12 protein-coding genes are annotated in these 13,246 nt (G+C 40.7%); 7 read left to right on the forward strand and 5 right to left on the reverse strand.

The window, feature by feature from the left end; genetic code table 11:
• Positions 1–48: 48 nt before the first annotated feature.
• Positions 49–1,638: a gamma-glutamyltransferase family protein gene (locus KME09_08195; GenBank protein MBW4533906.1), complete on the reverse strand. Its 1,590-nt coding sequence runs from the start codon at positions 1,636–1,638 to the stop codon at positions 49–51.
• 452 nt (positions 1,639–2,090) lie between these two features.
• Positions 2,091–2,216, reverse strand: coding sequence for an MOSC domain-containing protein (locus KME09_08200; GenBank protein ID MBW4533907.1), 126 nt, complete (start codon positions 2,214–2,216; stop codon positions 2,091–2,093).
• 218 nt (positions 2,217–2,434) lie between these two features.
• Between KME09_08200 and gmd the strand changes: the two genes are divergently transcribed.
• The 6 genes from gmd to KME09_08230 all read left to right on the forward strand — a co-directional run bounded on the left by gmd (position 2,435) and on the right by KME09_08230 (position 6,649).
• Entirely contained in the window at positions 2,435–3,505 is a 1,071-nt protein-coding gene (gmd, locus tag KME09_08205) for a GDP-mannose 4,6-dehydratase (protein ID MBW4533908.1), read from the forward strand.
• A 73-nt stretch (positions 3,506–3,578) separates the two neighbouring features.
• Positions 3,579–4,526 (forward strand): GDP-L-fucose synthase, encoded by a 948-nt coding sequence (locus tag KME09_08210; GenBank protein ID MBW4533909.1) that lies wholly within the window; start codon positions 3,579–3,581, stop codon positions 4,524–4,526.
• A gap of 173 nt (positions 4,527–4,699) precedes the next feature.
• Positions 4,700–4,903 (forward strand): hypothetical protein, encoded by a 204-nt coding sequence (locus tag KME09_08215; protein ID MBW4533910.1) that lies wholly within the window; start codon positions 4,700–4,702, stop codon positions 4,901–4,903.
• A 382-nt stretch (positions 4,904–5,285) separates the two neighbouring features.
• Positions 5,286–5,846 carry a manganese efflux pump MntP family protein gene (locus KME09_08220; GenBank protein ID MBW4533911.1) on the forward strand — a complete coding sequence of 187 codons (561 nt, stop codon included), beginning with the start codon at positions 5,286–5,288 and terminating at the stop codon, positions 5,844–5,846.
• A gap of 286 nt (positions 5,847–6,132) precedes the next feature.
• Positions 6,133–6,387: a type II toxin-antitoxin system prevent-host-death family antitoxin gene (locus KME09_08225; protein ID MBW4533912.1), complete on the forward strand. Its 255-nt coding sequence runs from the start codon at positions 6,133–6,135 to the stop codon at positions 6,385–6,387.
• Between the two features lie 7 nt (positions 6,388–6,394).
• Entirely contained in the window at positions 6,395–6,649 is a 255-nt protein-coding gene (locus KME09_08230; GenBank protein MBW4533913.1) for a Txe/YoeB family addiction module toxin, read from the forward strand.
• Between the two features lie 142 nt (positions 6,650–6,791).
• Here KME09_08230 and KME09_08235 read toward each other — a convergent pair whose 3' ends face one another.
• The 3 genes from KME09_08235 to gap form a co-directional block, all read right to left on the reverse strand.
• Positions 6,792–9,335 (reverse strand): glycogen/starch/alpha-glucan phosphorylase, encoded by a 2,544-nt coding sequence (locus KME09_08235; GenBank protein ID MBW4533914.1) that lies wholly within the window; start codon positions 9,333–9,335, stop codon positions 6,792–6,794.
• A 244-nt stretch (positions 9,336–9,579) separates the two neighbouring features.
• A complete protein-coding gene (gene eno / locus KME09_08240) occupies positions 9,580–10,878 on the reverse strand; it encodes a phosphopyruvate hydratase (protein MBW4533915.1) in 1,299 nt (432 codons plus the stop codon).
• A 178-nt stretch (positions 10,879–11,056) separates the two neighbouring features.
• Positions 11,057–12,094: a type I glyceraldehyde-3-phosphate dehydrogenase gene (gene gap, locus KME09_08245; protein MBW4533916.1), complete on the reverse strand. Its 1,038-nt coding sequence runs from the start codon at positions 12,092–12,094 to the stop codon at positions 11,057–11,059.
• 325 nt (positions 12,095–12,419) lie between these two features.
• Between gap and KME09_08250 the strand changes: the two genes are divergently transcribed.
• Positions 12,420–13,214, forward strand: coding sequence for an LmeA family phospholipid-binding protein (locus tag KME09_08250; GenBank protein MBW4533917.1), 795 nt, complete (start codon positions 12,420–12,422; stop codon positions 13,212–13,214).
• Positions 13,215–13,246 lie beyond the last annotated feature (32 nt).

Below are 13,246 nucleotides of genomic sequence, written 5' to 3' on the forward strand. Positions count from 1 at the left end.
TGTTGAAGACCAACAGCATAAAAAAACACAAGTTACTCATAAATAATGCTATTGTGCTAACGCCATTCCATCAGCACGAGGTTCTGACGCAGCCACAAATCCTCCAGCTTGCGACAAAATTATTTGACCTTTGCCAAACATCGTATATGGAGCAATTTGAATATTGTGACCCCGATCGCGCAGTTCCTGCACAATCCCAGGTGAAACTCCTGACTCAACTAACACCTGATTGTCACTAATAAACCGCCAGCGAGGAGCATCAAGCGCTGCTTGAGGATTCATCCCATAGTCTGTTAAATTGAGAACCATCTGTAAGTGTCCTTGAGGCTGCATAGGGGCTCCCATTACCCCAAATGGCCCTAACGGGCGATCTCCTTCGGTAATAAATCCAGGAATAATTGTATGGAAAGGACGTTTAGAAGGCGCTACCTGATTTGGATGACTCTCTAACGTAAAGCCAGCACCGCGATTGTGAAGCGCAATTCCCGTCCCAGGAACCAGGATACCGCACCCGAAGCCCCTGTAGTTGGACTGAATTAAAGAAACCATCAGTTCTTGGTCAGCCGTTGCTAGATAGACAGTTCCTCCTGAAGCCAACCCAGGTTTTGCTAAGGAAAATGCTTGATGTTCGATCGACTGTCTGCGCTTGGTAGCATAGGCTTTATCTAAAAGCTGTTCGCAAGATACTTCCATAAATCCTGGATCGCCAACGTGGCGGTATACATCGGCAAAAGCTAGCTTCATCGCTTCGATTTGTTGGTGGTAGCTATAGGAAGACTCACGAGGAACAGAAGCGAGATCGAATCCTTCAAGAATATTGAGCGCCATTAACGCTGCAATTCCTTGAGTGTTGGGGGGAATCTCCCAGATCCGATATTGACGATATTGTGTAGAAATTGGATTTACCCAAAGCGATTCGTGATTAGCCAAATCGGTAGCGTTAAGTAAACCGCCTGTCTCTGTAGCAAACTCGACGATCTCTTCTGCCAGTCTGCCACGATAAAAACTTTCTCCATTGCTATCAGCAATTTCTTCGAGGGTTTGAGCATGGATAGGACTGCTCCAGACTTCGCCAGGATTGGGGGCGTGTCCTCGGGAAAAAAAGACCTGTTTAAATGGGACAAATTGAGGAGCATCGAGTGATAAATAAATGTTTTCGGCTCGTTTCCAAGCTGCTGCAGTTACTGGAGACACAAGAAACCCCTCTTTAGCGTAGCGAATAGCTGGAGCAAATAACTGTTCAAACCGCAGCTTTCCCCAACGTTTCCATAGAGTCTGCCAAGCCGAAACTGCTCCTGGTACAGTCACTGCAAGCCAACTTAATTCGGGTACAGACTTTAACCCAGTAAAAGTCTCCAAGCTCATGGCTTGAGGACTTTTGCCTGAACCATTGAGTCCGTGTAGCTTACCATCCCAAACCAAAGCAAAAGCATCACCGCCAATACCGTTGGAGGTCGGTTCGACAACAGTCAGCGCGATTGCCGAGGCGATCGCAGCATCCACTGCATTACCGCCTGCCCAAAACATCTCTATTCCCGCTAGTGTCGCTAGAGACTGGCTAGTGGCTACAGCATAATGTTTTCCAAGTACGACTCGACGCTGAGAAGGGTAGGGATACTGAGTAAGATTGTATTTCATATATAAACCTGAATTAAGAGGTCATCGAGCAATGGCTGACTTAATTAAATATTCCGAATGGTACGGAGAATGATATTGCAGCAGAACTGGTAGAAATGGGAGTTGCTAAGACCGAATTGTAATTGGTTTTCACTCTCCTTTTAAGCGTCAATTTACCGAATATGTAGTTGGTTAGCGATCGCCAGGAAGATGTAGTTAAAATGATGAAGCGAATCAGCATCAAAATGTGAAATATGTCTTTCACTAACTGAGGTCACAGACTCTCCCAATGCCAAAGACAGCTTTTGATTAATTAGAGAATTATTTCCTCTTATTTTACGTCCGTCGGGGAATGTAACTACCAGGATATCTCCATCATATTCTGCTTGAAAATTAAATAAACCTTCAATCTTGCAAAATCTGCGAGTGTTTTTTCCCCCACCAAATTTTCCTTGATTATTTTCAATTGCAAACTAGCGATCGCCAATAACTCCGCGTTTATTTACAGACAATTCTCTACAAGATTCACCAAGCAAAGATTTGACAGGATAACGCCATAATCGCTTAATTTTTCCCTCAACTCCATTTTGGATGTTCATTTTATTTTGCCTTGCAATACTAGACAATCTTAGGACGTTTTTTTACTAATATCCTCTGTTTCATCAGATTAATGATTAAAAAGCTTGCCGCCTCTTCCTAGAGATCTCAAATGAATTCTATATTGGGATGCATTTTCTTGCTGATACATTCTAGTGGCAATAAAATACAGATATATAGTACTAAATATTAATGACTAACTAGTAGGTAAATTAGACAAATGAGTGAACGTAAGGTAGCTTTAATCACGGGTATCACAGGTCAAGACGGTTCATATTTAAGCGAATTTTTATTGGATCAAGGTTATGAAGTCCATGGCGTTATTCGTCGTACTTCTACCTTCAATACCGATCGCATCGATCATATTTATATCGATCCTCATAGTCCTGAAGCGAAATTATTTCTACACTATGGTGATTTAACTGATGGCACTACCCTCAGAAGAATTCTCGAACAGGTTAAGCCCATCGAAATTTACAATTTGGGCGCTCAATCTCATGTTCGTGTTAGTTTTGATTCTCCCGAATATACTGTCGACTCTGTGGCGATGGGTGCTTTACGTATCCTAGAAGCGGTTAGAGACTATCAGCAACGAACTGGGATTGAAGTAAGATTTTATCAAGCTGGCTCATCAGAAATGTTTGGTAAAGTCATTGAAGTTCCCCAAACAGAGAATACTCCTTTTTATCCTCGTAGTCCTTATTCCTGCGCTAAAGTTTATGCCCACTGGCAGACAATTAACTATCGTGAATCTTACGATCTCTTTGCCTGTAACGGTATTTTATTTAACCATGAATCTCCTCGTCGAGGTGAAACCTTTGTTACCCGCAAGATTACTAGAGCGATCGCTCGTATTGTCGAAGGTACGCAAAAGAAACTTTACTTGGGTAATTTAGACTCTAAAAGAGATTGGGGCTACGCTAAAGATTACGTCAGAGCGATGTGGCTGATGCTGCAACAAGACCAACCCGATGATTATGTTGTAGCCACAGGGGAAACTTACGAAATCAAAGAATTTCTCGATATTGCCTTTGGTCACGTTAATTTAGACTGGCACGATTATGTCGCTTTTGACCCACGCTATCTTCGTCCAGCAGAAGTAGATCTTTTAATTGGCGATCCGACTAAAGCCAAAGAAAAACTCGGTTGGGCCCCATCAGTTACCTTTGAAGAGCTGGTCAAACTGATGGTTAATGCTGATTTGATTAACCTCAATCTACCAACTCCCGATGGCAGTAAGGGGGTCGATAGCACTTTAAATCGTCGTAATTTTGCCAGCATTGTCGATTAAGTAACACTTTCGTGATTTGAACCGATTCGCGACTTAATACTTAAAATACTTACGTATCCAATCTTAATTAGCAATGTTAAGTTTACAAGACAAAAATATCCTGGTAACAGGTGGCAATGGTTTTCTAGGTAAGCAGGTAGTCAATCAGCTATGTCAAGCTGGGGCTAGCATCGACAGAATTAGCACACCGCGATCGCGTGAATTAGACCTGTGTAAGTGGGAAAATTGCCAACAGGCAGTTAAACAACAGGAAATAGTGATTCATCTAGCTGCTCACGTAGGTGGTATTGGTCTAAACCGAGAAAAGCCCGCTGAATTGTTTTATGACAACCTGATGATGGGGACACAGTTAATTCATGCTGCCTATCAAGAAGGGGTGTCCAAGTTTGTCTGCGTCGGCACAATTTGCGCCTATCCTAAATTTACACCCGTACCGTTTAAGGAAGATGACCTGTGGAATGGTTATCCTGAAGAAACTAATGCTCCCTATGGGATCGCCAAGAAAGCTCTCTTGGTTCAGCTAGAAGCCTATCGTCAGCAGTACGGTTTTAACGGCATTTATCTTTTGCCCGTTAATCTTTATGGGCCTGAAGATAATTTCGATCACCGTAGCTCCCACGTAATTCCTGCGTTGATTCGTAAGGTTTATGAGGCACAGGAGCGAGGAGATAGAGAGTTACTTGCTTGGGGTGATGGTAGTCCCACTCGCGAATTTCTTTATTCTACTGATGCTGCGCGAGGTATTGTCATGGCGACTCAAAGCTATGATGAAGCTGCTCCAGTGAATCTTGGCACAAATCAGGAAGTAAAGATTAAAGATCTAGTCGAAACTATTTGTGAGCTAATGGGTTTTGAGGGAGAAATTGTCTGGCAAACCGATCAGCCTAATGGACAACCCCGTCGTTGTTTAGATACTCAAAGAGCTAAAGAAAAGTTTGGCTTCGTGGCGGAAACTGAATTTCGCCAAGGCTTGAAAAACACGATTGAATGGTATCGTCAACATGCTGTAATTTCAGTTTAATGTTGATAAGTTAGCTATTTTGCCGATCGCTTTGAGAGGATAAGTTGCTCCTACTCTTGGCGATCGCTGGTTATTGATGTAGTTCTTTTGATAGAATTATCTTTTCCAAAGTGAAGATGTAATTATTTTTGCTTTGAGGTAACCATAAAAACTGGAGCAGTCAAAAAATGACCATGAACAATTCTCAAAAAGCAGCCACCAAAGCGATCGCTTTGTTTCTTTCTCTAGGTATGATGTCCTCTCTGGCAGGGTGTGAGGCACCTAACACTGATAGTGACGATGGGGATGACACTTCGATTGAGCAACCTGCTACCCAAGGCGAAGATGTTGAAGGTGGTGAAGATGCTGAAGGTGGCGAAGGTGGTGAAGACGGTTAACTTAGATCAAGGTTAACCTTTACCCATACTGAACACCATTCTTTCAAAATCAAACTTTCAAAATCAAAGTTATGGTAGTAGTTATTTAAACAGATTGTCCCCTCGCCTAACAGGACAAGGTTCATTAAGTTAAGGGGACTTTAAAGTTTTTGCCCTAAAGGATTCCCTACGGTCACGGAGTTTTTTATTAGAAGTTAAAAGCTAAAAGCTAATAAATCAAAGCTAATTCATTTCAGGCATTAATAAGCTTTCATTTATTTTATACTTTAACTTTTAGTAAATTATGTTGAAAAAATGAGATAAATATGATAACTAAAAAAGTCTCTAAAGAATTATAATAGGCAAGAGTTTAACAATATTTAGCGTTGCTAAATTATAATTAATGAATTTTTTATCAACAGCTTTTTTGGCTTTAGGGCTAGCTGCCGACGCTTTTACCGTTTCTCTTTCCTGTGGATTATTGATCAAAAGAATCAAAATCAATAAGGCTTTAAAAATAGCTTTATTTTTTGGTTTTTTTCAATTTTTGATGCCTTTAATTGGTTGGTTAGTAGGGATTAATTTTAGTGACCTTATTGCCAACTACGATCATTGGATTGCTTTTAGCTTATTAAGCTTGATTGGTGGAAAGATGATCTATGAATCATTCCAATTAGAGCATGAATCTAAAAAATTTAATCCTCTAGATTCATCCACTCTCTTAGTTTTAGCGATCGCGACCAGTATTGATGCTTTAGCTGCGGGTTTAGGATTATCTTTATTAAAGATATCTATTACTTCAACAGCAGTTTTAATTGGCGCAATTACTTTTAGTTTATCTTTTATTGGAGTTTTTATTGGTCATAGAATTGGTAATAAATTCAGTAATAAAATAGAAATTATCGGGGGATTAATTTTAATCTTTATTGGCAGCAAAATTTTATGTGAACATTTAATCTCTTAAATTATTAAATTATTATTATCAATCAATAAAAAAAACTTAAAAGGCGATCGCGTTCTGGCAAAACCTCTTGACTATATAAGTACGTAAACAGTAGCATGATAATTAAGTAACCTTTCAATACTTCTCGTTTAAGCTTTGTTATTGATTAGTTAAGTAGTAGGTAGTAGGTAGTAGGTAGTAGGTAGCGTTACTTGTTACTTGTTACTCGTTACTTTTCTAGCCTCATAGATTAATCCGCATTTGTTAAACGAGAAGTATTGAGTAACCTTTTTACTTACTATCGATTATGGATGCAATTACTTATACTCAAGCTCGGAAAAACTTTTCAGCGGTAATGAATCAAGTATGTGATGACCATGCACCAGTAATTATTACTCGACAGTCAGAACGCCCTGTGGTAATGATGTCTTTAGAAGACTACAGCGCGCTCGAAGAAACTATGTACCTGCTCAAAAGTCCTGCTAATGCTCAACGTCTTTATCAAGCATTGGAAAAGCTAAAAGGAAAAAATTATCAAAAGCATGAACTAATTGAAGAGTAATGCTCAGATGGACATCATGTTTTTAGATGATGCTTGGCAGGATTATTTGTATTGGCAAAAAATTGACAAGCAAGTATTTAAACGAATTAACCAATTGATTAAAGATATCCAGAGAAATCCTTTTGAGGGCTTAGGAAAACCTGAACCTTTGAAGTTTGATCTGTCTGGTTTATGGTCACGCAGAATCAATCAAGAACATCGGCTTATCTATCAGATTAAGGACGATTGCATTGTTATTGTTCAATGCCGTTATCATTACTAAAAAAATCATTTTTGAGTTAAAGATTACTGATTGCGATCGCATTATTGATCAAATAAATTGAGCAAATAAATGTTTTCGAGATCTAGCCAAAAAAAAGATGCCCAGGGTAGGACATCTAATTTAAGTACAAGAAGCGTTGAGCCTAACGAGTGTAAGCATCTAAACTAATTTCAACGGGTTCGATATCCCAGATTTGTTCACAGTATTCTTTAATAGTGCGATCGCTAGAAAATTTACCCATCCGTGCCGAATTTAAGATCGACATTTTTGTCCATGTTTGCTGATCTTTATAAGTCTCAGAAACTTTCTCTTGACAGTCGATATAGTCTTGATAATCAGCTAATAGCATGTAGGGATCATCATAGAGTAGAGAATCGACGATCGGCTTAAATAGTTTAGTGTCACCATGACTAAAATCACCGTGAGCAATGCGATCGATGACCTCTTTAAGTTCTTCGTTAGCGTTATAAAAAGCAATGGGATCGTAGCCATCTGCTTTCATTTGATACACTTCTTCAGCAGTAAGACCAAACAAGAAAAAGTTTTCTGCTCCCGCCTCTTCACGGATTTCAATATTAGCGCCATCGAGGGTGCCGATAGTTAAAGCACCATTCATCGCAAACTTCATGTTACCAGTCCCAGAAGCTTCTTTCCCTGCTGTAGAAATCTGTTCTGATAGATCGGCAGCAGGATAGATTTTTTGTCCGAGAGAGACGTTAAAGTTGGGTAAAAACACCACTTTTAAACGATTTCTAACGTCAGGATCTTTATTAACTACTTCCCCTACCGCGTTAGCAAACTTGATAATTAGCTTTGCCATAAAGTAGCCAGGAGCAGCTTTGCCACCAAAGATAAAAGTACGAGGTACGATCTCGATATTAGGATTGTGCTTAATGCGGTTATAGAGAGTAATAATATGCAACACCATCAAGTGTTGGCGTTTATACTCGTGAATTCTTTTAACTAGGACATCAAAGATCGAATCAACGTTAACATCGACGTTACTCAACTTTTTAATTTGAGCCGCTAGAGTAATTTTGTTCTGACGCTTAATATCTCGCCACTGTTCACGGAATTGGGCATCATCAATATACTTTTCCAGCACCCTCATCTCATCGAGGTTTTTGAGCCAACTATCGCTTTGAGTTCGTTCCGTTATTAGCTTGGCTAATCTAGGGTTGCTTAACAAGATCCAGCGACGAGGAGTTACGCCGTTAGTTTTATTAAAAAACTTCTCTGGCCACAACTTCGCAAAACCTTGGAGAGTATATTTTTGGAGTAATTGAGTGTGTAAAGCTGCTACACCGTTAATCGCATGGCTACCAACACAGGCAAGATTTGCCATGCGCACTTTTTGCTCTGCGCCTTCTTCAATGATCGACAACTCTGATGCTAGTTCTTCGTCATTAGGAAACCAGGTACGAATATCTTCGAGAAAACGGTGATTGATTTCATAGATGATTTCAATATGTCTGGGAAGCATCCGACTAAAGAGACTAACTGACCATCTTTCTAAAGCTTCTGGGAGTAAGGTGTGGTTAGTATATGCCAGGGTTTGTTGAGTAATATCCCAAGCCCGATCCCAATCCATATCGTGTTCATCGATCAACAGACGCATTAACTCAGCAACTGCTACTGCGGGGTGAGTATCATTGAGCTGAATTGCTGCTCTTGAGTGAAAGTTGCTTAGATCGGGATGAACGTGAAGGTGAATCTTAATTAGATCCTGAAGTGAAGCAGAAACAAAGAAATACTGCTGTGCTAAACGTAATTCTTTACCCTGGGGTGTATTGTCGTTGGGATAAAGTACTTTAGAGATAGTTTCCGAACTCATCTTTTCCGCCACAGCGCGGTCATAATTACCTGCGTTAAAAGCTTCAAAGTTAAACTGTTCACTGGCTTCCGCTTTCCAGAGTCGCAAAGAGTTGACGGTGTTGGTGCGATATCCAGCGACAGGAGTATCGTAGGGGACGGCTTTTACTTTGCGATCGCAAATCCAGGAAGTACGATTATGTCCTTGGGGATCGCGATAGGTTTCGGTATGTCCCCCCAGCTTGACTTCCACGGAATCTTCGGGACGAGCAATTTCCCAAGGATTTTTGAACATCAGCCAATTATCTGGAATTTCTGCTTGCCAACCATCTCTCAATGCTTGGTGGAAGATGCCGAACTCATAACGGATACCATAACCAATTGCAGGCATTTCCAGGTTAGCTAAAGAGTCCAGAAAGCAGGCTGCAAGTCTTCCCAAGCCACCATTCCCCAAACCAGGATCTGGTTCTTCTTCCACTAAATCTTCAAGATTGAGGTTAAATTCTCTAACCACCTCGCGCATTTTCTCGTAGATCCCCAGAGAAATCAGATTATTCTCTAAATGACGACCCATTAAAAACTCGGCAGAAAGATAGGAAACTACTTTAACGTTTTCTTCGTAGTAGGTACGACTTGTCTTAATAAAGCGACGTAGTAGGCGATCGCGCACTGTAAAGGCTAGTGCTTGATAATAATCATGGAGAGTAGCATTAGATTCGTCTTTGCCCTGAATATAAAACAGATTATCCGCAAAGGCTCGTTTAAGAGTATCCACACTCATTCCCGTGCGATCGTCTTCTATCTGAATATTACGATTAGTCAAATTACTAGCAGTAACTGTTTGACCAAGCTGTCGATCGGTTTTTGAGTCCATATTTCCCTAAAGATAACGTTGATATAAAGGATTGCTTAAGGCATAAACAGATAATCTGCTTTTAAAATCGACAATACCAGCGATCGTCACGATAACGTGAACATCGCTGCCTAAATGATTTTGTATAGCTCGCTTCTATGTTGCCACGTCAAATGCGATTTAACTGTTTATAGATTACTACTAGATTTAAGCTTAAAGGCTGAGCAAGACCCAACCCTTAATCTTTGGTTGAGAAACTAAGCATTTAACTTGAGCCTTTTGGCCCTAACCCAATTTTGCCAGCATAGACAGCGCGATCGCCTAATTCTTCTTCAATCCGCAACAGACGATTATACTTGGCAACTCTTTCACTACGGCACAGAGAGCCAGTTTTGATTTGTCCTGCACGGGTTGCCACCGCTAGATCGGCGATCGTCGTGTCTTCAGTTTCTCCCGAACGATGACTAATTACAGAACGATAACCACTGCGAGTCGCCAGGTCAATCGTTTCTAAGGTTTCTGTTAAAGTACCAATTTGATTTAACTTAATCAAAATAGCATTACCCACCTTAAGGTCAATGCCTTTTTGCAGTCTGGTCTTGTTGGTGACAAATAAATCATCTCCCACTAGCTGAATTTTCGAGCCTAATTTATCGGTTAGAGTCTTCCAGCTATCCCAATCATCTTCATGGAGAGCATCTTCAATCGAGATAATGGGATATTTCTCAACTAATTCTGCCATATAGTCGATAAACTCCTCTGGGGAATGAGCTTCGCCGTCATAGGTATACTTACCATCAGCATAAAATTCACTAGCAGCCACATCCATTGCCAAAGCAATTTCTGACCCAGGCTGGTAGCCCGATTTTTCAATCGCTGTGATTAGTAAGTCTAAAGCTTCCTGATTTGAACCTAGATTGGGCGCATACCCCCCTTCATCCCCTACTCCAGACAAGAGACCTTTTTCGCCTAAAACTTGACTCAGGGTGGCAAATACTTCCGCTCCCCAGCGCAGAGCTTCGCGAAAAGAATCTGCTCCCACGGGCATAATCATAAACTCTTGAAAATCAACATTATTATCCGCATGAGAACCACCGTTAATCACGTTCATCATAGGGACTGGTAGCACGTTAGATAGAGGGCCGCCCAAATAACGATAAAGAGGTAGCTCAACCTCCGCTGCTGCTGCTTTAGCAGTCGCCAGAGACACGGCTAAGATTGCGTTTGCTCCCAAGTTTTTTTTGTTGGGAGAACCATCACGGTCAATCATAATCTGATCTACTGTGGCCTGTTCTAAAGCATCCACGTCTAGCAGTTCAGGGGTGATTTTTTCTTTAACGTTACGGACGGCGATTAAAACTCCTTTACCTCCATAACGATTTTTGTCCCCATCACGCAATTCATGAGCTTCAAAACTTCCTGTAGAAGCACCACTAGGCACTTGAGCCAAACCGACTGCTCCAGTTTCCAAACGTACTTCTGCTTCAATAGTAGGACGACCACGGGAATCTAAAATCTCTCTTGCAGCGATCGCTTCAATTACGGCTTCTGATTGGTTAAGCATCTATTCTCCTGATTAAAATTTGAGACATCTCGACAAAGATGCAAGCGCAAATTAATATATCGTTTTTTGTGACCATAACGTTAATTCACAACGCAACCCACAAGATTTATTGGGGCGAAAGTCCCTCACCCTTACCGAGAGTAAAAGTATTCTTTCCTAGTTAATATCTGGTTAATATTTAGGCAGAAACCAACATCTGTGTTTCTTTAGCTGCCATGGTTAAGATCAAGTCGATCGCCCGATTTGAATAGCCCCATTCATTGTCATACCAGGCGATGACTTTGAAGAAGTTACTATTTAACTCCATCCCAGCAGTCGCATCAAAGATGCTTGAGTGGGGATCGCCTGTAAAATCTGTCGAAACTACGGGGTCGCTAGTATAGCCTAAGACTCCTTGCATTTCACCCTGGGCTGCGGTTGCCATGACTCGACAGATTTCATCATAAGTCGTTGCCCGCTCAGTACGAAAAGTCAGATCTACTACCGAGACATCAGGTGTCGGTACTCGCATTGCCATTCCTGTTAGCTTACCTGACAACTGGGGTAATACTAGTGCCACGGCTTTAGCTGCCCCTGTGGAGGCGGGAATGATATTTTGACCCGCACTGCGCCCTGAGCGTAAATCCTTTGCATTAAAGCCATCTACCGTTGGCTGAGTCGCTGTTACGGCATGAATAGTGGTCATCAAACCTTCTTTCAAACCAAAGTTGTCTTCAATTACCTTGGCAATGGGAGCAAGACAATTAGTGGTGCAGCTGGCATTAGAAACGATCGCATCAACTCGGGGATCGAATTGGTCATGATTAACTCCCATCACCAGAGTTTTAACCCGATCGGGATCTTTAGTGGGAGCAGAGATCACGACTCTGTTTGCTCCAGCAGTCAAATGTTTTGACGCTCCCTCATGGGTGGTAAATAATCCTGTCGCTTCGACGACATAATCTACTTGGTATTCTTTCCAGGGTAATTCTTCAGGATTTCTAACTGAAATACAGGGAATATGTCTGCCGTTAACGACGATTCCGTTATCTTGCTCCTCTACGCTGCCTGTAAAACGACCATGAGTAGAATCATATTTTAACAAATAGGCGATCGCTGATGCGGGAACTAAATCATTAATGCAAACAAATTCAATCTGAGGATTATCTAGTCCAGCACGCAATACTAATCGACCAATGCGCCCAAAGCCGTTAATTGCTACTTTGACGGTTGCCATGATTACTCCTTGAAATTATATGTGTGAACTCAAAAAATGCTTGTTTGCCCCAATCATCTTGCTTGCAGTTTTCTCTGAGGCTTAACCACTATTAAATCTGCAAAAGCAAATTTTTTAAACAGTGAATTGCTTAAGAAAAAATAAATATCTCTTTAACTATCCTGTTTCAACCAAATGATTTACTTTTGCTTTGGATGTCTTTCTGTGCGATAGCGGTAAAACATCTTAACTCAACTTAATTCTTCTGTTAAATATTTTCTCCGCTCTGGATTGGATTTCGGCTCAAATCTAGCTAGATTAAATTTACCAAAACTAAATTTCTAACATGAGTAATAAATCAGAAGCCAAAGGCGATCTCAAGCAGTTATTAATTAATAAAGCTGCCGAAACAGCGATCGCTGCTTCAGTAGAATCCGCCGACAATATTGATGTAAACCTAGACAGTAATATCCCTCAACTACTTCAAGGAGAAACAACTTCTCTCAAAATAGTGGGAGAAAAAATTATTGCTGTTAAAGATATTCACCTAGAAAAAATAGATATCACTTCCCAAGATCTATCTCTCAATTTAACCCAGGCGATTTTGGGTAAAATAGCTTTTGAACAGCCAGGTAACTTCCAGGTCAAACTAGTCTTTACCCAGTCAGATTGCGATCGCCTCTTGAATTCAGCACATGTCAGGACTCTCTTACAAAATTTAGCTTTAACAATCGCTCAAGACTCAGCAAGTTTTCATCTTCAGGAGTCTGAATGTAAATTAGAGCAAGATGGAAAGTTGTTTTTAATCACCACAATTGTTTTAAATCGAGAACAACAGATTAAGACTGTGAGATTTAAAATCGCCTTGCAGTTTTACCAAGCTGGTTTGGGGATTAAATTTATTGGGAGTAGCTATCTTGGGGATCAAACTTTTGATTTAGACGAAATAATAGCGATTATGAATAAAGTTCGTGACTTGCTTTATCTGCGACACTTTGCTAATGACGATTTAGCCTTCAATCTTACGAGCATTCAAATCGAAGACCAACAGCTAATGCTCAAAGGCGATACCCAAATCAAAAGATTACCCGACTCCATTTCTCAATCAATAAAATCTGTCACCTCCAAACTAAATGATTAGTAATCAGTAATCAGTAATCAGTAATTACTGAC

This window comes from Pleurocapsa minor HA4230-MV1, assembly GCA_019359095.1.
Lineage (GTDB): Bacteria > Cyanobacteriota > Cyanobacteriia > Cyanobacteriales > Xenococcaceae > Waterburya > Waterburya minor.

Bases quoted from the DNA above. Each gene is read 5' to 3' on its own strand.
- gmd (MBW4533908.1), top strand. From the start codon at position 2,435: ATGAGTGAACGTAAGGTAGCTTTAATCACGGGTATCACAGGTCAAGAC.
- KME09_08225 (MBW4533912.1), top strand. From the start codon at position 6,133: ATGGATGCAATTACTTATACTCAAGCTCGGAAAAACTTTTCAGCGGTA.
- KME09_08250 (MBW4533917.1), top strand. From the start codon at position 12,420: ATGAGTAATAAATCAGAAGCCAAAGGCGATCTCAAGCAGTTATTAATT.
- KME09_08195 (MBW4533906.1), bottom strand. From the start codon at position 1,638: ATGAAATACAATCTTACTCAGTATCCCTACCCTTCTCAGCGTCGAGTC.
- KME09_08200 (MBW4533907.1), bottom strand. From the start codon at position 2,216: ATGAACATCCAAAATGGAGTTGAGGGAAAAATTAAGCGATTATGGCGT.
- gap (MBW4533916.1), bottom strand. From the start codon at position 12,094: ATGGCAACCGTCAAAGTAGCAATTAACGGCTTTGGGCGCATTGGTCGA.
- KME09_08230 (MBW4533913.1), top strand. From the start codon at position 6,395: ATGGACATCATGTTTTTAGATGATGCTTGGCAGGATTATTTGTATTGG.
- KME09_08210 (MBW4533909.1), top strand. From the start codon at position 3,579: ATGTTAAGTTTACAAGACAAAAATATCCTGGTAACAGGTGGCAATGGT.
- eno (MBW4533915.1), bottom strand. From the start codon at position 10,878: ATGCTTAACCAATCAGAAGCCGTAATTGAAGCGATCGCTGCAAGAGAG.
- KME09_08220 (MBW4533911.1), top strand. From the start codon at position 5,286: ATGAATTTTTTATCAACAGCTTTTTTGGCTTTAGGGCTAGCTGCCGAC.
- KME09_08215 (MBW4533910.1), top strand. From the start codon at position 4,700: ATGAACAATTCTCAAAAAGCAGCCACCAAAGCGATCGCTTTGTTTCTT.
- KME09_08235 (MBW4533914.1), bottom strand. From the start codon at position 9,335: ATGGACTCAAAAACCGATCGACAGCTTGGTCAAACAGTTACTGCTAGT.